17 protein-coding genes and 2 tRNA genes are annotated in these 22,745 nt (G+C 33.3%); 7 read left to right on the top strand and 12 right to left on the bottom strand.

The genetic code is table 11. The features are described from left to right. Positions 1-403: 403 nt before the first annotated feature. The 6 genes from Q1A73_RS06975 to Q1A73_RS06950 form a co-directional block, all read right to left on the bottom strand. Positions 404-847: a hypothetical protein gene (locus tag Q1A73_RS06975; protein ID WP_299603387.1), complete on the bottom strand. Its 444-nt coding sequence runs from the start codon at positions 845-847 to the stop codon at positions 404-406. Positions 848-874: 27 nt separating this feature from the next. Further along, positions 875-2,131: a hypothetical protein gene (locus Q1A73_RS06970; RefSeq protein WP_299603385.1), complete on the bottom strand. Its 1,257-nt coding sequence runs from the start codon at positions 2,129-2,131 to the stop codon at positions 875-877. 374 nt (positions 2,132-2,505) lie between these two features. Continuing rightward, the gene (locus tag Q1A73_RS06965) at positions 2,506-2,943 is read right to left on the bottom strand and encodes a hypothetical protein (protein ID WP_299603383.1); all 438 of its coding nucleotides are present in this window, start codon (positions 2,941-2,943) and stop codon (positions 2,506-2,508) included. A 38-nt stretch (positions 2,944-2,981) separates the two neighbouring features. Then, entirely contained in the window at positions 2,982-4,250 is a 1,269-nt protein-coding gene (locus tag Q1A73_RS06960; RefSeq protein WP_299603381.1) for a hypothetical protein, read from the bottom strand. Between the two features lie 395 nt (positions 4,251-4,645). Further along, positions 4,646-7,276 (bottom strand): AsmA-like C-terminal region-containing protein, encoded by a 2,631-nt coding sequence (locus Q1A73_RS06955; protein WP_299603379.1) that lies wholly within the window; start codon positions 7,274-7,276, stop codon positions 4,646-4,648. A 77-nt stretch (positions 7,277-7,353) separates the two neighbouring features. After that, a complete protein-coding gene (locus tag Q1A73_RS06950; protein ID WP_299603376.1) occupies positions 7,354-8,079 on the bottom strand; it encodes a queuosine precursor transporter in 726 nt (241 codons plus the stop codon). A 110-nt stretch (positions 8,080-8,189) separates the two neighbouring features. Here Q1A73_RS06950 and folK point away from each other — a divergent pair, with 110 nt between their 5' ends. Next, positions 8,190-9,320, top strand: a complete 1,131-nt coding sequence (gene folK / locus Q1A73_RS06945; RefSeq protein WP_299603373.1) for a 2-amino-4-hydroxy-6-hydroxymethyldihydropteridine diphosphokinase — start codon at positions 8,190-8,192, stop codon at positions 9,318-9,320. Here the strand turns inward: folK and Q1A73_RS06940 are convergent. The 3 genes from Q1A73_RS06940 to Q1A73_RS06930 all read right to left on the bottom strand — a co-directional run bounded on the left by Q1A73_RS06940 (position 9,317) and on the right by Q1A73_RS06930 (position 11,897). Next, entirely contained in the window at positions 9,317-10,636 is a 1,320-nt protein-coding gene (locus Q1A73_RS06940) for a dipeptidase (protein WP_299603370.1), read from the bottom strand. The two genes, folK and Q1A73_RS06940, sit on opposite strands and share 4 nt — an antisense overlap. Positions 10,637-10,714: 78 nt before the next feature. After that, positions 10,715-11,275: a hypothetical protein gene (locus tag Q1A73_RS06935; RefSeq protein WP_299603367.1), complete on the bottom strand. Its 561-nt coding sequence runs from the start codon at positions 11,273-11,275 to the stop codon at positions 10,715-10,717. A gap of 85 nt (positions 11,276-11,360) precedes the next feature. Beyond that, the gene (locus tag Q1A73_RS06930) at positions 11,361-11,897 is read right to left on the bottom strand and encodes a TrmH family RNA methyltransferase (RefSeq protein WP_299603364.1); all 537 of its coding nucleotides are present in this window, start codon (positions 11,895-11,897) and stop codon (positions 11,361-11,363) included. A gap of 194 nt (positions 11,898-12,091) precedes the next feature. Here Q1A73_RS06930 and mutS point away from each other — a divergent pair, with 194 nt between their 5' ends. The 6 genes from mutS (at position 12,092) to Q1A73_RS06900 (ending at position 19,084) form a co-directional block, all read left to right on the top strand. Continuing rightward, entirely contained in the window at positions 12,092-14,683 is a 2,592-nt protein-coding gene (mutS, locus tag Q1A73_RS06925; protein ID WP_299604659.1) for a DNA mismatch repair protein MutS, read from the top strand. A gap of 229 nt (positions 14,684-14,912) precedes the next feature. Further along, positions 14,913-14,984, top strand: a tRNA-Gly gene (locus tag Q1A73_RS06920). A gap of 19 nt (positions 14,985-15,003) precedes the next feature. Beyond that, positions 15,004-15,087: transfer RNA gene (locus tag Q1A73_RS06915), tRNA-Leu, on the top strand. A 317-nt stretch (positions 15,088-15,404) separates the two neighbouring features. Next, positions 15,405-16,592 carry an endo-1,4-beta-xylanase gene (locus Q1A73_RS06910; RefSeq protein WP_299603361.1) on the top strand — a complete coding sequence of 396 codons (1,188 nt, stop codon included), beginning with the start codon at positions 15,405-15,407 and terminating at the stop codon, positions 16,590-16,592. A gap of 21 nt (positions 16,593-16,613) precedes the next feature. Next, positions 16,614-18,035 (top strand): MFS transporter, encoded by a 1,422-nt coding sequence (locus Q1A73_RS06905; protein WP_299603359.1) that lies wholly within the window; start codon positions 16,614-16,616, stop codon positions 18,033-18,035. Positions 18,036-18,046: 11 nt separating this feature from the next. Beyond that, complete coding sequence (locus Q1A73_RS06900) at positions 18,047-19,084, top strand: glycoside hydrolase family 43 protein (RefSeq protein ID WP_299603356.1); 1,038 nt, start codon at positions 18,047-18,049, stop codon at positions 19,082-19,084. A gap of 186 nt (positions 19,085-19,270) precedes the next feature. Here Q1A73_RS06900 and Q1A73_RS06895 read toward each other — a convergent pair whose 3' ends face one another. From Q1A73_RS06895 to Q1A73_RS06885, 3 genes are read right to left on the bottom strand one after another with little or no spacing between them, the layout of a single operon-like run. Further along, positions 19,271-21,439 carry a molybdopterin cofactor-binding domain-containing protein gene (locus Q1A73_RS06895; RefSeq protein ID WP_299603353.1) on the bottom strand — a complete coding sequence of 723 codons (2,169 nt, stop codon included), beginning with the start codon at positions 21,437-21,439 and terminating at the stop codon, positions 19,271-19,273. Between the two features lie 10 nt (positions 21,440-21,449). Continuing rightward, the gene (locus Q1A73_RS06890; protein ID WP_299603350.1) at positions 21,450-21,923 is read right to left on the bottom strand and encodes a (2Fe-2S)-binding protein; all 474 of its coding nucleotides are present in this window, start codon (positions 21,921-21,923) and stop codon (positions 21,450-21,452) included. Positions 21,924-21,948: 25 nt separating this feature from the next. Continuing rightward, a complete protein-coding gene (locus tag Q1A73_RS06885) occupies positions 21,949-22,563 on the bottom strand; it encodes a hypothetical protein (RefSeq protein ID WP_299603347.1) in 615 nt (204 codons plus the stop codon). Between the last annotated feature and the right edge of the window lie 182 nt (positions 22,564-22,745).

The raw sequence follows: 22,745 nt of genomic DNA, 5'->3' as shown, positions 1-22,745 counted from the left end.
ATTAGCGATACTAAATTAAAACACTTTTTGAAAAGTTGGTTACGTGTTTACCGTAATATTTGTACGTTCATCGTTATTTTTATGTATTTTATGAAAATATTAGGAGTAATTTTCTTACTTTTTTGAATAAAAATAGTTGATAATCAGGTTTTTATGATTTGTTTGTTTTTTTGGGATAAAAATTTGAAGAAATAAGTTTTTTGAAAAATTATTTTTTGTATTAATTTTTATTTTTTCAAATAAACAATTGATTATCATTAATTTAACAGTGTTTATGAAATTTGTATAAAAATTGATTTTTTTGGGGAATTTTGAAATGATTTATGGTTTGTAGGACAATAAAAAATCTTACACAAATATTATTTGTCGATTATTTTGTGGTTTTTGTCGATGTTTCTTACGGTTAAATATTTCCGTCTTTTCCTAATCGCATTTTTTTGATCATTTCTTCAAAGTATAAAATTGACCAAATGATTTTGTCTGTATCTGAATAAGGAACTAATTCTTTGATGGTGTTAGTAGTATATTCAAATGCTCTATCAGCTATTTCGTTATTTTTCTCTACGACTTTTAAATTATCAGAATCTTCTTTTATTCCTATGTCGCTTAAACTTGTTCCTGGTCTGTTAGATAATGATAAGTAGGGTAGTACTACAAATATTTCTCTGGTACGTTCTAAATATAATTCTATTAATTCTCCTTTATTTAGGTCTTGTAACTCATCGATTGTATGGAATCTAGTAATTAGCTTACTGTTATCGAATAAAACTCCTTTTCTTTTTACTTGGGCGTTTAGAGAGCTTATTAATACTAGAAATACTGTTATTGTTAGGATTGCTTTTTTCATTTTTGTTAGTTTTAAATGTCTTTAGTGTTATTGAACTACCATATAATTGTTTAATGAGTTTTTTAGTGAAAAATCAGGGTTTGTTTTGTCTAAGGGAGCACTAAAAATCTCTTCTGGCTGCTTAAATGATTTGGTAAATCTGTTGTATTTCAATAGGTTAAAAGTGCTATTTTTAATATCGTTATGTGTGATTACGCCCTCTTTGTGTACATTAAAAAAACTGTTATCTAATTTGAAAGCAGTTTCTATCATGCCAAGCGTAGAAAATGTTTTATCTAATTGTACAACGTCTGAAAAACCTGAGATGCTTGAATTGTTTATGTATAATTCGCCAAGATTGTTTATAGATATTGCTGCTCTGGTGTGTGTGTAATTGCTTTCATCTACAAGACTAATTAGAGTTGCTCCTGTTATGTCTATGCTAGACAATATTTTAGTATTATCAAAACCTATTTTTTTATTGTACCCATCTACCTCTATTGCATAAGAGCCATTATTACTAGTTATGTACGGATGTTTAACAGCGACTATATTAATAAGTTCTCCTCGATATCCTTGGGTAAAGTCAAAATCGTCATCATTCGCTTTGTAAGAGATTAGGTTTTTGGAAGTTGAAGATCCACCATGCCATTCGAAAGAGTCATCTGCAGAATAACTAACCATTATATTTTCAACTACAGATGAGTTGCCTAAGGCATATAATGATAACCCATTGGTGGATTTGCCAGCATATTCTATTCTTATGTAACGTAAAACGGTTGTTTCTTCATCAATATTATTTCCTCCAAAAATGGTGTATAAAGGATTGAATTTCCCTTTTATGATTCCTTCTCCTTCAATTGTATTTGCTTTTCCAGAGCCGATGATTGTAATTCCGCCCCAATCTCCACTTTTTCTGGAGTTGCTCGATTTGTTAGAAGTAAATACTATAGGAGCTGATTTTGTGCCATCTGCTATTAGTTTAGATCCTCTAGTAATAATGAGGTTAGTAGTTTGATCTGTATCTGCTTTAATTAAAGTTCCTTCTTGAATTGTTAAAGTAGCATCATTGGTTACATAAACATTTCCGGAAATAAAATAAATAATATCACTTCTTAGATAAGTGTCTCTATCTATAATATTAGGTAGTTGTTCTTCGTAATCAGCATAATTAGTTTTATTAGGAGAAAAATTAGTCCAATCTTTCATCCATTTTACATTATTTGTATTGAAATTATTTTGAGTAAATCCGGAAACCGAAATTGCAATAAATAAAAATAAACTTAGTAAATCTCTTGTTTTCATAACGCTATCTTTTAAGTTCTACTTTCATTAAACCGTTAGTGATGATTTGTTTTTTATAAATCGTGCTTTATAAATTTGTGATATCGTTTAGTTCGGATTTATAAGAGAAAGATTACAAGAAAAATGATTTATTAACACTTTTTAGGATATTTTCTAACGTAAGAAAATCAATTTTTGTTGTTGTTTTTCAGAAGGTTATGGTTTTGGGATACCTTGTTTAAAGGGAGGTAATATGATTGTGATAATTTAGAACTGGTATGAAATATTTTAAGTTTTAGCTTTTAGAAGTAAGGTTAGTGTTTGTTAGAAAATGTATAGTATAAATCAAAAAAAGCAGCCTTTTTAGGCTGCTTTTATAAATAATCCTTGTTTTTTTAAAAATTCCCATTGACTCCAATTCGAATTTTTTTAATCATTTCTTCGTAATAAAGTATAGACCATATTATTTTTTCAGTATCGGCGTACGGAATAAATTCTGTAATAAGATTACTGGTACTTTCAAAAGCTTCCGTTGTAGTTTCATGATGCTTTTTTAAAAGCTTAAGATTATCAGAGTTTTCTTTGATTCCAATATCAGATAAACTTACGTTTGCTTCGTTGGATAATGCGATATAAGGCAATACAGTTATAACTTCGTTAACTCTTTCTATATAAAGCTTTACGAGTTCTCCCTTTTTCAGTCCTTCTAACTGATCAATAGTATGAAACTTTTTTATGAGTGTTCTTTGGTCAAATAAAATATTGCTTTTGGTTTGAGCAAAACTTACGGCAGTTATAAATAAGGTGAAAAATAGGATGGTAATCGATTTCATTATAAGAGTATTAGTTTAATTATGGTAAATTTAAAAATTTACTGCATAACTGTATAACTATCACGGGATTGTTTTAAAGTAAATTTAGGATTTTTTTTGTCCAAAGGATTTTCGAAAAGGTCCGCTGCACTTTTAAACTGAGTCGTGAACATATTATATTTTAATAGTTTTTGAACATCTGTTGTTCCTGCTAGACGTGAAACAACATTCTGATCATGAACATTAAAGATGCTATTTTCTAAAGAGAAAGATTGTTGCAGGTTGCTATAAGATGTATAAGAATTATCAAATTTTACAACATTAGCAAAACCCGATATTCTCGAGTCTGAAAAATTTAGTTGCGCTAAATTTTTAGAAGAAATAGCGGCCGATGTATGCTGGTAATTACTATTGTCTGATAGGTTAATGAGTGTTGCTTCTTTTATTCGTACTGTGGATAACTGTTTAGCAGTTAGCCCAGATTTTTTGTCATATCCGTCAATTTCAATTGCGTAAGAACCGCTTATATCCGAAATATATGGATGTCTTATGGCAACAATGTTATACAATTCACCTCTGTATCCCAAAGTAAAATCATAATCGTCATCTTTAGCTTTATAAGAAACTAAATTATTTATATCTAGTGTTCCTCCAAAGAATTCAAATGAATCGTCAGCAGAATGACTGATCATAATGTTATTTAAAATTGATTTTTTTCCTACAGCGTATAACGAAAGACCATTTAGTTCTTTAGATTGGTTGATTTTTTTTCCTGCGTATTCAATTCTAATATAGGTCATGATCGCAGTCATTTCATCATCATCATTACCGCCATATAATGAGTATTGCGGTAAAAAGTTTCCTTCTATTACTCCTGATGGCGCTGGAGAGTTTATAGTAGCTGAACCAGCGATTACAATTCCGCCCCAATCACCACTTTTTCTAGCTTTAGGCGATTTGTCGGAAGTGAAAACGATTGGCTGTCCTTTTAAACCTCTAGCGATTAACCTGGATCCACTAGTGATTACCAAACTTGTTGGAGTTTCTGTGTCACATCGTAAAATGGTTCCTTCCTCTATGGTTAATGTGGCGCCATTGATTACATAAACATTTCCAGAAAGAAGATACGTGAATTCATTAGACAGATAAGTGTCTTCATCAATAATATTAGGAACATCACGATCGGCTTCAGGATATGCTTCGTGATTAGGGTCAAAATTTGTCCATCCTTTCATCCAGCTCATCGAACTATCATTCATCGCGTTTTGAGAATATGATAATGATGAAATAAATAAAAGAAATACAATGGGGAAAATTGCTAGTTTCATAATTTATACGTGGGGATTATTTTTAATGTAAAATTATAACTATAAGCATAAGTTAGTCAAAATGTAACTTTACTAAATAGTTAATCTAAGTGTTAAAAAATTATTGTTTAGTTTACAATGAATTGACTAAAAAAATAAACTGTAACAGTGACGGGTGTTATTTGTGAAGTTCTAATAAGACGTTTTTTTAAAAGGTTTATAAATGAGTTATCCCAACTATAACCTTTACCTTTTTTTTGTATATCCCAGTACTAAAGTACTAAGAAATAAACGTAAAAAAAATTAATTATTGTATAAGCTACCATCTGCAATTAATTTTTAAACAAAACGAAATACAGTAATGTCTTGATTAAGAAAATAATAAAAAACCTTAACAACTATTAATTATTATAGATCTAGTTTTTAGTGCCTGTTGTGTCTTTTTTCTTTTTTTTGCCTAAAAAACCTCCTAAAATATCTTTTGCAGCATCTTTTAATTTGTCTTCAGGTTTATCTGATGTAGTAGAGGTGGTAGAATCTTTTTTCTTAGAACCACCGAGCAAATCTGTAAGTACTTTAGAGCCTTCTCCTATAATTTTGTCTTTAGCTTTGTCTTTTTGTTTGTCTATAATCTGTTGGGTAAGTTGTTTTACTGCTTGACCTGTATTAAGACTGATTTTTGGATTAGAAAAGTTTCCTGATATTCCAACCGGAAGTGCTACCTTCATTTCATTGGTTTCTTGAGCGCTTAATTGTGAGATCAGTCCACCAACTTCATTACCAAGGTATTTTGCAGGTACATCTAAAGATACATTGTAATCCATATTCATGTCAAAACTATGACTTCCTCCAGCTGTAATTTTAATGCCTTCGATATCAAAATCGAAAGGTTTTACGTTTATTTTACCGTCGTCAAAGTTTAAAGATGTCTTGATATCCTTTAGATTTAGTTTGTTGAGGTCTAAAAAGTTTAATTGGTTATCTAAATTAGATAATAACGGTGTTTGCGAAGTATTTACTTTCGCATTTAGAATTTCTGCTAACGCATTTCCTTTTAACGAATTCAATACTGGTGTAAGATCGTCATTAAGATTTCCATTAAGTTTTATTTGGGTGGTTAATGCTCCGGTGAGAGCTTTGGCAATAGGAGCTAATCCTTGCAATAGTTCTAAGCTTGCAAAAGATTTAGCGATATTGATTTTACTTAAATCCAGGTTCATTCCAAAATTCGGAGTATCTGTTTTAGTAGATACTTGTCCATTAAATGCAAGACCTCCATCAAAGAGATTGGATGTTACATTCTGTAAATAGGCTGTCTCGTCATTTATTTTTACACTTCCTTTGGTGTTTTTTAATTCAAGATTGTCATATAGTACCTTCTTCGCGTCAAAATTTAAAGTTGCATCTATAAAGGATGGTATTTTCAGGGCGTCATTAGTGGAATTTTCAGTGGTCTCTTGTTCTGTTGTTTCTGATTCCGCAACCATAAAATCATTTACTGCGAATATCTCCGAACTAACATCGAAATTTCCCTTCAGGTCTTGCTTTGAAAATAAAAACCCCATTAAATTTTGTATCGTACCTGCTGCAGCTAGGTCAGATTTGCCAGTAGTAACATTCATTTTTTCTAAGGTAATTTTTCCTGGTTGAAAGTTGACATTGGCGTTTTCTATTTTTATTTCACTAGATAATTCAGCTGAAGCATAGGTGAATTTGTCTAAACTTATAGTTCCAGAACTTTTAACATTTTGATATTGCTCCTTTTCTAAAGACTCCATATCAAAATTGGTATTTACATTTGCCTTCAATATTCCGTTTAGTTGTTGTTCTAGCTCCATTGGATACGCCTTGTCTAGGTTAGCAAGGTTTAGCGTTCCTTTTACAGCCATATCCACAATCATATTGGAAGTTATTTTTTTTAGACTACCATTAGCAGCAAAAGTATCTTGGTCAATTCTGAAAGTAAGATTGTTTATATTAACATACATGTCGTCGGCTAAACCAGTGTCATTTTTTATTTGAGTATCAATAGTGATATTTTGAACACTTTTTGGAAGATCTGGATATTTGAAAGATGCATTGTTGGAAGCAATTTTAATATCCATTTTAGGGATGTAAGTATCATCGGATTTTCCTTTGATCATTCCATTGATTGAAAACTCTCCTGTCGTTTGTACGCCATCTAAGTTCTTTGCATATGCTTCAGGAATAACAGCAAGAAAGTTTTTAAAATCTGATGTAGGAGTGCTGAAACTAATATCAACATCTGTATACTTTTCAAAAAGTTGCACAAACCCTTTGAACTCAAGAGGTAGCTGATTTACCAAAGCCTTATTCTCTTTAAATGCATATCGCTGGTTTTCCAGATCCAGTTCCAGTGCTGCTTCTAATTGTAAGGCGTTTTTGTTTAAATAATTCGTGTCATCTAAGCTAAAAGATACTTTGGAACTTGATTTAGTGTCTAAGATAATCTTATCTCCTGACAGAGATCCATCACCGCTATGATTAACATTCGTCATGCGTAAGGCAATTTTACTTACATCATTTTGATACAAAAGCTTACTATTGTTAATCTCATAATGATCTAGTTCAAATGTAAATGAACTACTTTCTTCTTCTTGCACGGATTCTTCTTTTCCTGAAGATTTTACAATATCGAAGTTCGAATTTTCTAAAGAATCTGTTTTAACGGCAATATTAGCCTCGTTTATAATAAATTTTTGTACACTTATTGGATCCGATGCTCCTTTGAATAATTCTTTGATCGACATATCCAAAGATATTTTTTTAGCATACGCAAGCGTATCTCCTTCAAAAGGGGCGAAGTTGATGATAGAAAGTTCTTCAATAATGACAGAAGCTTTAGGGAAACTTCTGATTAAGCTAATGTCAACATCTGCAAAATCAACTTTGGCATTAACATGTTCATTGGCTAAATAGCGGATCTTATCTTTGATGGTACCTCCGAATAATAAAGGAATTGATATGAGTGCTATTACTAGGACCAGTATAATAATGCCGAATATTTTAAGGACCTTTTTTACCATTATTCTTGCTTTTTATGTAAAGTAACGATTTAACCGTGTATTATGTTGCGGCTCTTGAGTTAACTATTTGTTAGATTTTAATATTCCAAATTTAATTCCTCACCTGGTTTCAACTGAAATCTTTTTCGAAGACCAAATACGGTTAGGTATAAAAACGGAGTGTCTATAGTAGCTACGATGACCTTAAATAAGAAGCCACTCATAACAAAAGGGATAAAATTATCCCAAGAAAATATTTCATTAAGGCACAGCAAAGAGATAATCGTAACACTATCTATAAGTTGAGAAAGAAAAGTGGAAAAATTATTTCTTATCCAAAGATGTTTTCCTTTGGTCATTCGCTTCCAGAAATGAAAAATCCTTATGTCTATGTATTGAGCAAATAGATATGCGGTCATAGATGCAAATACAGAGATCAAACTTTTGCCAAAAACTAAATTAAAAGTATCGTTATCTACCTGAATATTTGGGTCGGTTCCAGGATCAATGTAAGCATCTACAGAGGCAGCGCCATAAATTATCAAAAGAGAAAAAACGGATGCAAAAATTCCAGCTGTAACCATGAGATTGGCTTTTTTCTTCCCATAGATCTCACTCACAATATCCGTGATAAGAAAGGTTAATGGATATGGTATAAGACCAACACTTATAGTGAAGGTGTAGATTCCGAAAAAATCCCATTGAAAAAATTTCTGAAAGATGAGATTACAAACAACTAATGAGGATATAAATAACGCTCCAAGAATAAGGTAAATTCGGTAGGCTGTTGCTTTGTCTTTTGGATTTAAAGAAGTTGAATTCAAAATAAAAAATAGTTCATAATACTTCGCACAAAAATAAGGTGAAGTGGTTTTGTTTTCCTTAATTTGCTCTTAAAAATACGGAGTTCCGATTAGATTATAAAAAACCCAGCTTGAAAACACAGCATCGCATACATATTTCTTTAGGAAGTAATATAGGTAATAAGTTAGATCACCTTCAGAAAGCAGTGAATGCTATTTATCATGAATTAGGAGATGTAATTAAAATATCCAGTGTATATCAAACACCAGCATGGGGTTTTAGCAGTGATGACTTTTATAATGCTTGTATTCTCCTAAAAACCTTTTATAGTACTACGCAGGTTTTAGAGAAGCTTCTCGAAATAGAGACTTCATTGGGTAGAAATAGAAGTGATTCGGAAGGGTATGAGGCAAGGATTATTGATTTGGATATTATTTTTTCTTCAGAAGGAACAAGTGATACGCGAAGATTACGAGTTCCACATCCTTCTATGCAAGATCGTAAGTTTGTTTTAAAACCGCTCGAAGAGATTGCAAAAGAAGAAATCCATCCTGTTATGAACCTAACAGTAGGTGAGTTGTTGGAGAACACTCCCGATGAATCTGCTGTCGTATTAGTAGAAGGCCAAATTGTAAATCCAAAAGAAAAGTATTTACTGTCTAATGTTCAGTATCTCACTATTGAAGGGAATATTGGCGCTGGAAAAACAAGTCTAGCTCATTTAATTTCCGAAGAGTTTAATGCAAAATTAGTTTTAGAACGTTTTGCTGATAATCCATTTTTGCCAAAATTCTATGAGGATATGGAGCGTTATGCTTTTCCTTTGGAAATGTCTTTTTTAGCTGATAGATATCAACGTCTTCAGGATGATATTGGTCAATTAGATTTGTTTAAGGATTTTGTTGTGAGTGACTATGATGTGTTTAAGTCTTTGATTTTTGCTCAGGTTACATTACAGGAAGATGAGTATAAACTGTACAAAAAGGTTTTTGATATCATGTACAGAGATTTGCCAAAACCGGGACTGTATGTTTATTTGTATCAAAATACTGAACGTCTTTTAGAAAACATTAAAAAAAGAGGAAGGGATTATGAACAAAAAATTCCAGCAGAGTACTTAAATAAGATCAATAAGGGATATTTGCGATTTATTAAAGCTCAGCCAGATTTAAATGTTAGGATCATAGATATTTCTGAAAAAGATTTTATCAAAAACCGATCAGATTATATTTGGGTTTTGGAATCTATTTTGCAGCATTAACTTTTTTGAAGCTCTACGGCAATCTTTTGAACTTCATCCAATACGCGCAAAAGATTACCACTCCATAATTTTTCTATTTGCTCTTCGGTATACCCTCTTTTCACTAATTCTAAGGTTACATTAAAGGTTTCTGAGGCATCACTCCAACCTTCAATTCCACCGCCACCATCAAAATCTGAACTGATACCCACATGATCAATTCCTATTTTTTCTACCATATAATCAATATGGTTTACAAAATCCTCAACATTCACAGCAGGTGGTAAGTCTTTCATTTTTTTAACTTTTGCTCGGCGGATAGCGGCCATTTTACCTAAAAAATCATAATACGTTTCTTTTTCTTCAGTACTTAGCTTCATCACTTCTTCTCGCTCTAACCAGGTAACACCCATAGAATCTGCTATTTGTTTTCCTATCTCAACTTCCTTTACAACTCTCTTTTCAAACTTTTCTGTGTTTAAATAAGAAGTAAAAGCTACTGTTTGTACCACACCACCATTATCTTTTAGCCACTGCAATTGTTCATCGTCTAGATTTCTGCTATGATCACACAAAGCTCTTGCTGAAGAGTGAGAAGCGATAATTGGGGCTTTAGAAAGTTCAATCATTTGGCGCATCGACTCTTTTGATGGGTGAGACACATCGATCATCATTCCCCATTTATTCATTTCTTTGATTACTTCTTTTCCTAAGTCGCTAAGTCCATTATGTAACCAAATATCATCTGCTTCTCCTGTATTAGAATCACAAAGTTGGCTATGACCATTATGAGATAATGACATATACCGAGCACCAAGATCATAGAATTTTTTTACATTACTGATATCATTTCCGATAGGATACCCGTTTTCGATACCGATCATAGCAACTTTTTTACCGGATTTATGAATGTTACGAACTTCTGAAGAATTTTTGGCTAATGCTATCTGATCCGGAGCAATCGTATCTACTAAACGATGTATAGCGTCAAATTTCGACATAGCAATTTCATGGGCTTTTTTAAACCCACTAGCACTTAGTGAATCTTGACCCGTATATACGATAAACCAAGCTACATCTAAACCTCCCTTTTCCATTTTGGGTAAAGTTATTTGAGAATTAAGATCCTGTGTGTAATTAATAGAGTCAGTAAAATTTTTAATATTAATATCACAGTGGGTGTCCAATGTAATTACATTTTTGTGAATCTCCTTTGCTTTGGTAATTATTTGGTCTGCAGTCATAGGTTCCTCATTCTTGGATTCTGATTTAGTTGCCTTTTCATTGCAACTTAGTATAGCTAGAAATAGAACAAGTGTGATCGTGATATTTTTCATTTTGCAATGGTTATATAGCGTTAGTTAGCATTAAACTTACAAAACAAAATCGGGAATATCTTTTTAATGACAGGTTATTTATAAGTTTAAAGTAGCCGATATTTCTTTCTCAAATTGTAATCCATCAGTGGTTTCAATAGAAAAGGTGAAGTTATATTCCTGATTTTCGAATTGAGATTTTTCTAAAAACTCGTTTAAAAAATCTACATAAAGAGTCGTTAAATAAAGATCAATGTTATTCGCTATTTCAGTTATTTCGATTAAATTAGAATTGGCGTGGATTATGTTACCATCATATATGAAATCTTTGTCGAGACTTATTTTAAGACTTTCTAAATTTAATTCATTTATATAGGAGGTATTATCACAATATGTATGAAAAGCATAAGCAGAAGGAATGAGGTTAACATTAATATTACTCGACGCGATATTGTTTATGTCGAACCTTGCGATTAAGGTAAACTCTCCTGTTAATACAACTTCAGAATCTGGAGTAGATGTTGTATTAAGCTCAAATAATTCTATACTTCTAATATTTTGAATTTGATATTTTTGTTCAGGGCAGCAACTATAACCGATTACTGATACTAATGAGAATACTACATATAATTTTATTGTAGTGATAATTTTCTTTTTCATAGTCCCCTTTTTTATTTTCAATTAATAGATGAATACTATGAAAAATGGTTGCGTAAGCTGTTGACAAAGATTGAAAGATAGAATCTCAGACTACCTTATTAAACAAATCCCATATAACTATTCCGGTACTAACAGATATATTTAAAGAATGCTTAGTGCCATGCTGAGGTATTTCGATAACAGTATCGCTTAGGCTTACAATATCTTGTTGTACTCCTTTTACTTCATTACCAAATATGATTGCATATGTTTTATTTGGTTCGGGATTAAATTCATTAAGCATTACTGCATTTTCTGCTTGCTCGATAGATAATATTTGTATCTGTTGCTGTTGTAGTTCTTGGACAAGTTCCAAGGTGTTTTCCTTGTATTCCCAATCTACGGTATCAGTAGCACCCAAAGCAGTTTTTTGAATATCTTTATGTGGAGGAGTGGCTGTGATCCCACACAGATATATTTTTTCAATTAGAAAAGCATCCGCAGTTCTGAAAACAGATCCAATGTTATTAAGACTTCTGATATTATCTAAAATAATAATAAGAGGTGTTTTCTTTGCTTCTTTAAACTCTGTGACCGTTTTACGGTCTAATTCGCTATTTTTTAGTTTTCGATTTTTTTCCATTGCAGCAAAAATAGGATTAATTAAGAATTTCCTTAGATGTACCTTTTAGGGAAATATGATTGTGAATAAAAATGAATAACTCCTGTAGGCTTCTTTTCAAAAAAAAATGGAGATTACCTACTTTAGCCGTTACACAAAATCATATCCCTTTGGCAGCAAAAAAAGCAAAGAAAGAAAAAAAAGTAACTCCTTTAATGAAGCAGTATAATGCAATTAAGGCGAAATATCCTGATGCGTTATTACTATTTAGAGTAGGTGATTTTTATGAAACATTTGGAGGCGATGCTATAAAAACAGCGGCAATATTGAATATTGTATTGACAAAAAGAGGAAATGGCAGTGAACATGAAACAGCACTGGCAGGATTTCCTCATCATTCTTTGAATACATATTTGCCTAAACTTGTAAAAGCAGGAGAAAGGGTAGCGATTTGTGATCAATTAGAGGATCCAAAACAAACCAAAACTATAGTAAAAAGAGGAGTTACAGAACTTGTTACACCAGGTGTGGCTCTAAATGATGAGGTGTTGCAAAGTAAAACCAATAACTTTTTGTGTGCTTTGCACTACGGAAAGAAAGAATTGGGAATTGCTTTTTTAGATGTCTCCACTGGAGAATTTTTAACGGCGCAAGGTGATATTGCACAAATGGATAAATTACTACGTAATTTTAACCCAAGTGAAGTTTTAATTCCGAAACCCAAAAAACAATCTTTTCAAGGTGATTTTGGAAGCGATTTCCATACTTTTTTTCTTGAAGATTGGGTGTTTAAGACAGATTATGCCAATGAAACCTTACAAACACATTTTGGAACGACATCTCTTAAAGGGTTTGGTGTAGATCATTTACAAGAAGGAGTTATTGCAGCAGGTGTGATTCTTCATTATCTAGGCGAAACACAACATCATAAACTACAACATATAACTTCTATTCAGAGAATTGCAGAGGATGAATATATCTGGATGGATCGCTTTACAATTCGTAATTTAGAATTATACAGCCCTAATGCCGTTAATGCGGTTACCCTTATCGATGTGATTGATAAGACTATTTCTCCAATGGGTGGACGAACCTTAAAAAGATGGTTAGCATTGCCACTTAAGAATATTGCAAACATTCATAAACGTCATGAAGTTGTTCAGTATTTTTTGGATAATGGAGATTTACTTCAGAAAATTCAGCATCAGATTAAGCAAATTGGAGATATAGAACGCTTAATTTCTAAAGTTGCTACGGGTAAAGTAAATCCAAGAGAAATAATCCAATTAAAAAATTCATTGGAGGCTATTGTTCCAATAAAAGCGCAGGCGACTAATAGTAAGAACGATGCTTTAAAAGTTATTGGTGATACGCTGCATGATTGCGAATTGCTAAGAAACAAGATCAAAGAAACTCTGAATGAAGAGGCTCCTGTAAATATATTAAAAGGGAATACCATAGCAGATGGTTATTTAGATGAATTAGATGAACTTAGATCCATTGCTTTTTCCGGAAAGGATTATTTAGATAAAATGTTAGAAAGAGAAACCGAGGCTACAGGTATTACCTCTCTTAAAATTGCATCTAATAACGTTTTTGGGTATTATATAGAAGTACGAAACACACATAAAGATAAGGTTCCAGAGAATTGGATTCGAAAACAGACATTGGTTAGTGCAGAACGATATATCACTGAAGAATTAAAGGAATATGAAGCTAAAATTCTAGGTGCTGAAGAAAAAATTCTATTGTTAGAGCAACAGTTGTTTGGTGACTTAATCGTATGGATGAATGAATACATAAAACCGGTACAATTAAATGCCAGTTTGATAGGGCAATTAGATTGTTTGTGTTCTTATGCACAATTAGCAAATGAAAATTCTTACACTCGTCCAATAATTGATGATTCGCATGTTCTTGAGATTAAAAATGGTCGTCATCCTGTAATAGAAAAGCAATTACCACCAGGAGAACAGTATATCGCTAATGATGTTTCTTTAAATAGAGAAGATCAGCAAATGATTATGATTACAGGCCCTAATATGAGTGGTAAATCTGCTATTTTAAGACAGACTGCATTGATTGTTTTGTTAGCTCAAATGGGAAGTTTTGTTCCAGCAGATGAAGCTAAAATTGGAGTGGTGGATAAGATATTTACTAGAGTGGGAGCTAGTGATAATATTTCTATGGGAGAGTCTACGTTTATGGTAGAAATGAATGAGACAGCAAATATTCTGAATAATATATCAGATAGAAGTTTGGTGTTGTTAGACGAAATTGGACGTGGGACTAGTACGTACGATGGTATTTCTATTGCTTGGGCCATTAGCGAATTTCTTCATGAGCATCCTGCAAAACCTAAAACATTGTTTGCAACACATTATCACGAGTTGAATGAAATGTGTGATACGTTCCATCGAATTAAAAATTATAATGTTGCGGTGAAGGAGTTAAAAGATAATGTTCTTTTTCTTAGAAAACTGGTTCCAGGTGGGAGTGAACATAGTTTTGGAATCCATGTAGCAAAAATGGCAGGAATGCCACAGCAGGTATTACACAGGGCAAATAAAATGCTTAAAAAACTCGAAAAATCTCACAGCAGCGAAGAACTTACTGATAAAATAAAAGGGATTCAGGAAGAAGATGAATTGCAATTGAGTTTTTTCAATTTAGATGATCCATTATTAGAAGAAATTAAAGAGGAAATCGTAAATATTGATATAGATACCCTTACTCCAGTAGAAGCTTTGATGAAATTGAATGAGATTAAACGTATGTTAACCAGGAAGAAAGCTTCTCAGGTTTAGTGAGACTTTGTTTTGGAAAATGAGGGGACAACTTTTTCAAAACAGCTAGTGGAATAAATCCAATTGAAAAACGGGAACTGATTATCGGAAGAAAGATTTGATCTTATTGTGTTGAAGTATTGTTAGTTAAAATAAAATTTTATTCTTTTTTTAAAAAAGGCTTTGGTATTATAAGAAATGTTTTAAATTTGCATCCGCAATAAGGAATTGCGAAGTTCTTATAAAAACTGCGAAAGTAGCTCAGGGGTAGAGCATCACCTTGCCAAGGTGAGGGTCGCGGGTTCAAATCCCGTCTTTCGCTCTGAGAAAACATATATCACGCTCGGGTGGTGGAATTGGTAGACACGTTGGACTTAAAATCCAATGAACATTAGTTCGTACGGGTTCAAGTCCCGTCCCGAGTACTTAAGAAAACCTCTTGATAATTTCAAGAGGTTTCTTTGTTTTTAGACGTTTCTTTTTATGTAATACTTTTACAACGTTTTCCTTCGAAAAGAGAATATGAAAAGCTTTTCATATTCATTAATTATCACATTTAGGAGTTTTTCTTTTAAAAAATTAGTCTTTTATTTCCATAAATAGGTAACCTCTATCAAATTTTACTAAAACTTTTAAGTAGATTTTCAGGCTTGATAAGCCGAGATACTTTGCTTATTTATCCTATGACATTATTTTGCCAATGTTAAATCTAACAGTTTTTAGAGGAATAATGATAAAAAGCATGAATAACAAAATATTTGAGAGATATATGTCTAGGAAAACTAAAATATTCCTATTGTCAGCTACCATGGTTTGGTTTTGCTCATGCAATGAAAAGAGACAAACGGGAATAGCAAAATCAGAAACTATAAGTGTCGAAAAAAATCAGGAAGTATCTCTAAAAGATACTTTCAAAGAAGACTTTTTGATAGGAGCTGCATTAAATACAAGTCAGATTAAAGAAATAAATACAAGAGCCTTAAAAGTAATACAAAGAGAGTTTAGTGCTATTACACCAGAAAATGATATGAAATGGGAGCAAATTCATCCAGAACCAGATGCTTATTTCTTTGATGTTGCCGATGCTTACGTAGATTTAGGTCAAAAAGCAGGTATGCATATTGTTGGTCATACTTTGGTTTGGCATAGTCAATTGGCTCCTTGGGTGCATGAAGTAAAAGATAGCACAGATATGGCTGATTATATTGAAAAGCATATTAATACTATAGTAAGTAGATATAAAGGAAAGATTCATTCTTGGGATGTTGTAAATGAAGCATTGAATGAAGATGGAACTCCTAGAGAATCTATTTTTTACAATGTGATGGGAGGTGAAAATTATATTGAGCTAGCATTTCGGCTAGCGGCCAAAGCAGATCCAGATGCTAAACTGATTTATAACGATTATAATTTATGGAAACCGGAAAAAAGAAAAGGTGTAATACGTATTGTCCAAAACTTACAAAAGAAAGGTATAAAAATAGATGCTGTAGGTATGCAGGCTCATTGGAGTATAGAAGGTCCATCTATTAAAGATATAGAAGACAGTATTATTGCATATGCAGCACTAGGTGTTGAGGTTATGTTCACCGAATTAGATGTTACTGCACTACCAAATCCTTGGGAACTAAATGGAGCAGCTGTAGAACAAAGCTATGAACGTTATGAAGGAGATCCTAAGTTTAATCCCTATCCAAATGGATTAACATCAAGAGCCAAAGAGAAAATAAATAGCCGATATGAAGATATATTCAAACTCTTTTTGAGGCACAAAGAAAAAATAAGTCGCGTGACTTTTTGGGGAGTCAATGATGGACAGTCTTGGCTTAACAACTGGCCTATTAAAGGACGTACTAATTATCCTTTATTGTTTGATCGTGAGTTTCAACCAAAATCTTCTTACGAACGTGTAATTGCATTAAAGCAATAATCTTTTAAAGATTAATATAACATGAATCTAAAAACTCATAAACTATCTATCAAAGAAAAAATTGGCTATTCTCTTGGTGACTTGGCGGCTAATTTGGTATTCCAAACACTGGTAACGTATCTTGCTTATTTCTATACAGATATCTATGGATTAACACCAGAAGATACTGCGATTGTAACACTTACAGTCGGGTTGGTTGCAGCATTTGTTTTTAACCCTATCATTGGAGCTATTGCAGATAGAACTCAGAGTAAAATGGGAAAATTCAGACCATGGATTTTATTTACAGCGATCCCTTTAGGTGTTTCTGCACTTCTGGCATTTAGTACACCGGACTTTGAGTATAAAGGAAAAGTTATTTATGCCGTAATTACCTATAGTTTGTTGTTGTTGCTTTATGCCGCTAATAATTTACCATATGCAGCTTTGAGTGGCGTAATTACAGGAGATATGAAAGAACGAAATAGTATGTCTGCATATCGTTTCGTTGCTGTAATGGGAGCCCAGTTTTTTGTGCAAGTATTTATGTACGATCTAATTCTAAAAGCCGGTAATGGAAATAAAGCTGAAGGAATGGAAACCGTAATGACTTATTTGGCAATTATAGGAACCATTATGTTGCTTATTACTTTTTTTACTACCAAAGAGAGAATTGTTCCTACTCCAGAACAAAAATCAACATTAAAAGAAGATATATCTGACCTAGTAAAAAATCGTCCATGGATTATTATGCTTGCTCTTACAGTTTTGGTTTTTATAACTTTAGCTATGAAAGGAGGATCCTATGTGTATTATTTTGAAAATTATGTAAATGCAGAAAAGCTAGATGCATTTTTAACACCTTTCAAAAGTTTTTTACCAACCTTTGAGAATGAAACTTCTTTTGGACTCGGAGTTTTTAATGGTGGAGGTATATTATTTGGTTTAGTAGGTATTATGCTCTCTAAAAGACTCGCCGATAAATATGGTAAGCGTAATGTTTTTGGAATATCCTTATTTATATCAACACTTTTTATACTTGTATTTTACTTTTTTTCTCCTGAATCCGTTGGTTTAATATTCGGAACTCAAATACTACATGGATTCTTTTATGGGATTAGTACTCCTATTTTATGGACCATGATTGCAGATGTAGCAGATTTTTCAGAATGGAAAACGAGTAGACGGGCCACAGCTATCATTTTTTCTGCTATGATGGTTGGATTAAAAGGTGGGTTGAGCATAGGTAGTGCATTAGTTGCATCAATTCTTGGTGCTTATGACTATAACCCTGAACTGATAACGCAAAGCCCAACAGCAATTCACGGGACTAAAATGCTAGTTAGTATTTATCCTGCGATTCCTTTTTTAATTGGTATTGGGTTATTATTTTTTTATGAAATCAGTAAAAAAATGGAACTCCAAATAGAATCAGAACTTAAACAACGTAGAAACGAATCCTAATTTTTTTAATAATGCCAGAAGAAAGCATAGATCATATAGATTTTAAGGATCTAAATAGAAAAGCAATTTCACAACCTCTAGTTTCGCATATGTATACTGCAGATCCCTCTGCACATGTGTTTAACAATAAAATTTATATTTACCCTTCCCATGATATAGATGCTGGAGAAGCATTTGATGATCTAGGGAGTCATTTTGCAATGGAAGATTATCATGTGCTTTCAATGGATACGATAGATAGCACAGCAGAGGATCATGGAGTGGCATTGCATGTGGATGATGTTCCTTGGGCAAAATGCCAAATGTGGGCTCCAGATGCTAATGAAAAAGATGGGATGTATTATTTATATTTTCCAGCTAAAGATCATGATGATATTTTTAGAATCGGAGTAGCTACAAGTAAATCTCCTGTAGGCCCATTTATTGCGCAGCCAAAACCAATTAAGGAAAGTTTTTCAATTGACCCCGCTGTTTTTAAAGACGATGATGGTAATTACTATATGTATTTTGGTGGAATTTGGGGAGGACAATTACAACGTTGGCGTACTGGAAAATTTAATCCAGATCAGCCTGAAAGTCCAACAGCATTTCTCCCAGAAGATAATGAACCAGCACTCTTACCATTTGTAGCAAAATTAACAGATGATTTATTAGAATTTTCTGAAAAACCAAAGCCAATTGAAATTCTAGATGAAAATGGAAATTTGCTTTTGGCTGGAGATAATGATAGACGTTTTTTTGAAGCTGCTTGGTTGCATAAATATAATGAAAAGTACTACTTTTCATATTCTACAGGAGATACGCACTTTATTTGTTATGCTGTTGGAGATAATCCTTATGGACCTTTTACGTATGGTGGACGCATTCTTAATCCAGTAGTTGGGTGGACATCACATCATTCTATTTGCGAAGTTGAAGGTAAATGGTATTTGTTTTACCATGATTCGAGTTTATCAAACGGAGTAACACATCTACGTTCTGTGAAAGTTGCTGAAATAACTTATAGAGAAGACGGGAGTATCGAAACTTTAGATCCTTATCGATTATAAATTTTGTAAAGATATAAACACTACAGTCGTCATATAAAATTTCGATGTTAACCAATTTTAAATGCTTAAGAAAACCTCTTGATTTTTTTCAAGAGGTTTCTTTGTTTTTAGACTTTTTTAAAAGGATTTAAGGTATTGAAATGGTTTTGTATAACAACGATTTACAAAAATGATGTATAATTTTATCTAAGATAATTTTAGCGGTAAATCAGTTAATCGTTTTCCTGTTAATCTACGAACCGCATTGGCTACTGCGGCGCCAATCGGTCCCATTGGAGGCTCACCTACGGGTAAAGGAATGTCAGCACCCTGAATAAAATGTATATCAATTTGCTTAGGAGCATGTTTCATTAGAGCCATATCATAAGGACCATAAATTGTAGGAGTCAGTTCTCCATCTTCTAAGGTCATTTTTTCAAACATAGCACCACTCATTCCCATAATGATAGAACCTTCACACTGGGCTTTCACTTGATCTGGGTTTACAACTACGCCACAATCAAAAGCGCAAGTTACTTTATGAACTTTTATGCTGTTGTCTTCTATAGAGACTTCAACCACATGTGCGGCTGGTGAATTAGCATCAGTAGATGCAGCAAAGCCCATAGCCCGACCATTAACGGGTTTGTCATTATACTTACCTTTTTCTGCTGCTAATTTTACAACATCGTATAATCGTTTCTTGTTACCTTCATTGGAGATACTTGCTAAGCGGAAATCAACTGGGTTTTTCTCTGCACGAATAGCCATTTCATCTACAAAACTTTCAATCGCAAAAGTATTTGCTAATAGACCTAAACTTCTCCACCAACTAGTAGCGAAAGGCAAGGTGGTATGCCATTGTACTGCTCGATGATTTGGTACTTTATCATACATAATTTGTCCTCCTCTCATAGCTCCTAAATCAGTACCAAGAACAGATGTTAGAATTCGGGGCATGATTAAGGCATTGACCGCTACATCACCACTTGCATAGTGATGTTCTAAAGCTTCTAAATAACCATCGTTATTTAGTTTTCCCTTCATTATATGATGTGTAGGTGGGCGAAATAGATCATGTTGAAACTCTTCTTTTCGTGTAAAAATATATTTTACTGGTTTCCCAACTTCCTTAGATAACTGAACAGCTTGTACTGCATGATTGGTGTTTAATCTTCTACCAAATCCTCCACCTAAATAGGTAGGAATAATATTTACTTTTTCGGTATCCACATCAAAAGCTTCGGCGACCACTTTTTGAGTAGCACCAGGCACTTGCGTAGAAAGTATAATTGTAATATCTCCATTATTATAATCTGCAACTGCTCCATTGGGTTCTATTTGAGCATGAGCACCGATAGGACTGGTGAATTCCATAGAGATAACATCGTTGTCGTTTGAATTTAGTGCTGTTCCGGCTTTTTGGGTAATGCTTTGATTTCCTTTACCTACTTGTAGCATGTTACGCAAATCTTCTTCTGTATAGCGTTTTTCTATCGTCCAATCTACGTTGATTTTGTATTTAGCAGCTAATGCTTGGGCATAAGATTTTGCAATAACTCCTACCCAATCATCCATGAGAACAACCTTGACAACACCAGGCATTTTTTCGGCTTTGGTAGTATCAGCACTTTTAAATTTTGCCCCTACAACACTAGGTCTAATAATAGCTGCATGGAGCATGTCTGGCATTTCAGCATCCAAACCAAAAATAGGATCACCAAAAACTTTAGCATTCAAATCAATACGTTTTACTGGTCTTCCAATGAATTTATAATCTTTCATTGGTTTTAATTCTGGTGTGTCAGGAATATCCCATTCAGTAATATCGTTAGCAACTTCTGCATAGGTCATTGTTTTTCCGCCTCCAGAAATAATACCTTCTTTAGTAGACAAAGAGGAAACGTCTATATCCAATTTCTTGGCAGCTTCTATTTTTAGCATTTCTCTCATAGTAGCGGATAACTCACGGAGAGGTTGCCATAATCCACCAACAGATAAGCTACCTCCAGTACTCATAGCGTCTACAACACCTGTTTTTGTAGCAGCACCAATAACCGTGATCTGGTCAATATTTAGATCCATTTCATCGGCTATCATTTGAGCAAAACTGGTAAAAGAACCTTGTCCCATTTCGACTTTGGGAGAATGAAAAATGACTTTGTTTTCTTTAGTTAGTTCAAACCAAAGATTGGGTTCTGTTCCACTTCCCATATAAGTTGGAGCCATTGTTTCTGCCATTTCTAACATAGAACGGCGTAATGGATTTCTAAATACATAGGTACCAACAGCTAATACACCAAGAGTTCCTAAACCTCCTCTGACTAAAAATTTTCGACGAGAGATTCCTTTAGATTTTTTTTCTTTGTTACTCATAATCGTAATTTTAGCTATTGGAATTGTTTTTTATTTCGGCAGCACGATGGATTGCTTTTCGCATTCTGTAATAAGTAGCGCAACGGCAAACATTTATAATATTTTGATCAATATCATCATCCGTTGGATTTGGTACTTTTTCTAATAATGCTGCTGTAGCCATCATAAATCCTGGTTGGCAATAACCGCATTGTGGTACTACTTCTTCAATCCAAGCTTGTTGAACAGGATGTGGATTTTCTGGTGTACCCAGACCTTCTATAGTGGTGATTTTTTTTCCTTCTGCAAATTTAACAGCATATGAACACGAACGCACTTCTTCCCCTTCAACCATAATCGTACACGCTCCACAAGCTGCTTTACCACAACCAAATTTAGTACCTTTTAAATCTAGGATATCTCTTATTACCCATAATAAAGGAGTGTTACCATCTTCTATGTCAACGGTTTGTGAACTTCCGTTAATAGTAAATGCTATTTTCATAAGTATTAATTTTAGTTATTAGTAATTATTCGGTAGGGATTACAGCACCATCCTCAAACCATTGTTTTACTGCAGAGATATATTCATCTAAAGGTACTGGAGGTAGCTTTCTTGGTGTGCCATCAGCTCTAACACCTGGTTCCCATGCCCAAAGTACGAGTTCATGTTCTGTTAAGTGATGCATTAATTCTTCGTGATTTCTGCCTCCATTACGTTCCGGATCAAGCATAGATTCTGCAATTTCTTTCCTACTTAAACCTTCCCACATCATACTAGCTGGTGCCAGACTCCATTCTGGTGCTCCAGGAACACCCGAGTAATCATTGTTTTCTGATTGATGACAGGTAGTACATTTAGTAGCTTGATATCCTAGATTGTTTTCACCTCTAGACATTCCAAAATAGTGTGGATGTCCATCGTCTCCTTGTTTTGGAATATTGTCGTTAGGATGGCAGTTGATACAACGTGGACTTACAAGAACGTCCATCATCTTGTTGTAATTTTCATCCGAAGAACTTTTTTTTACAGCATCATTTGAAGAAACTGGAATGTATGCTGTAGGTGCTTTCAAATTAGAAGCTAATAGAATACCTGTTGCCAAAAGTATAGGTATAACATAAACAATTGAAGCTTTCTTCATTGTATTATCTATTTAATGAGTTAAGAGTTTTAAAATGAATGGTGTGTTAATTTACTTCTTTTTTATGACTACTAAAAGAATAAAAGTTTACTGATAAAGCTTTTTTTTAAGAAGATAACTTAATTATTGCGGCGAGAAATGAAAATGTTGCTGGAGAACGGTAGACTTCGTATAGTAAAAAT

It is taken from the genome of uncultured Aquimarina sp. (assembly GCF_947492115.1).
Taxonomy (GTDB): Bacteria; Bacteroidota; Bacteroidia; order Flavobacteriales; family Flavobacteriaceae; genus Aquimarina.
This window is presented reverse-complemented; position numbering and strand designations above follow the sequence as displayed.

Bases quoted from the DNA above. Each gene is read 5' to 3' on its own strand.
- Q1A73_RS06975 (WP_299603387.1), bottom strand. From the start codon at position 847: ATGAAAAAAGCAATCCTAACAATAACAGTATTTCTAGTATTAATAAGC.
- Q1A73_RS06905 (WP_299603359.1), top strand. From the start codon at position 16,614: ATGAATCTAAAAACTCATAAACTATCTATCAAAGAAAAAATTGGCTAT.
- Q1A73_RS06935 (WP_299603367.1), bottom strand. From the start codon at position 11,275: ATGAAAAAGAAAATTATCACTACAATAAAATTATATGTAGTATTCTCA.
- Q1A73_RS06940 (WP_299603370.1), bottom strand. From the start codon at position 10,636: ATGAAAAATATCACGATCACACTTGTTCTATTTCTAGCTATACTAAGT.
- Q1A73_RS06960 (WP_299603381.1), bottom strand. From the start codon at position 4,250: ATGAAACTAGCAATTTTCCCCATTGTATTTCTTTTATTTATTTCATCA.
- Q1A73_RS06955 (WP_299603379.1), bottom strand. From the start codon at position 7,276: ATGGTAAAAAAGGTCCTTAAAATATTCGGCATTATTATACTGGTCCTA.
- Q1A73_RS06885 (WP_299603347.1), bottom strand. From the start codon at position 22,563: ATGAAGAAAGCTTCAATTGTTTATGTTATACCTATACTTTTGGCAACA.
- Q1A73_RS06900 (WP_299603356.1), top strand. From the start codon at position 18,047: ATGCCAGAAGAAAGCATAGATCATATAGATTTTAAGGATCTAAATAGA.
- Q1A73_RS06965 (WP_299603383.1), bottom strand. From the start codon at position 2,943: ATGAAATCGATTACCATCCTATTTTTCACCTTATTTATAACTGCCGTA.
- Q1A73_RS06910 (WP_299603361.1), top strand. From the start codon at position 15,405: ATGAATAACAAAATATTTGAGAGATATATGTCTAGGAAAACTAAAATA.
- Q1A73_RS06890 (WP_299603350.1), bottom strand. From the start codon at position 21,923: ATGAAAATAGCATTTACTATTAACGGAAGTTCACAAACCGTTGACATA.
- Q1A73_RS06930 (WP_299603364.1), bottom strand. From the start codon at position 11,897: ATGGAAAAAAATCGAAAACTAAAAAATAGCGAATTAGACCGTAAAACG.
- Q1A73_RS06970 (WP_299603385.1), bottom strand. From the start codon at position 2,131: ATGAAAACAAGAGATTTACTAAGTTTATTTTTATTTATTGCAATTTCG.
- Q1A73_RS06895 (WP_299603353.1), bottom strand. From the start codon at position 21,439: ATGAGTAACAAAGAAAAAAAATCTAAAGGAATCTCTCGTCGAAAATTT.
- mutS (WP_299604659.1), top strand. From the start codon at position 12,092: ATGAAGCAGTATAATGCAATTAAGGCGAAATATCCTGATGCGTTATTA.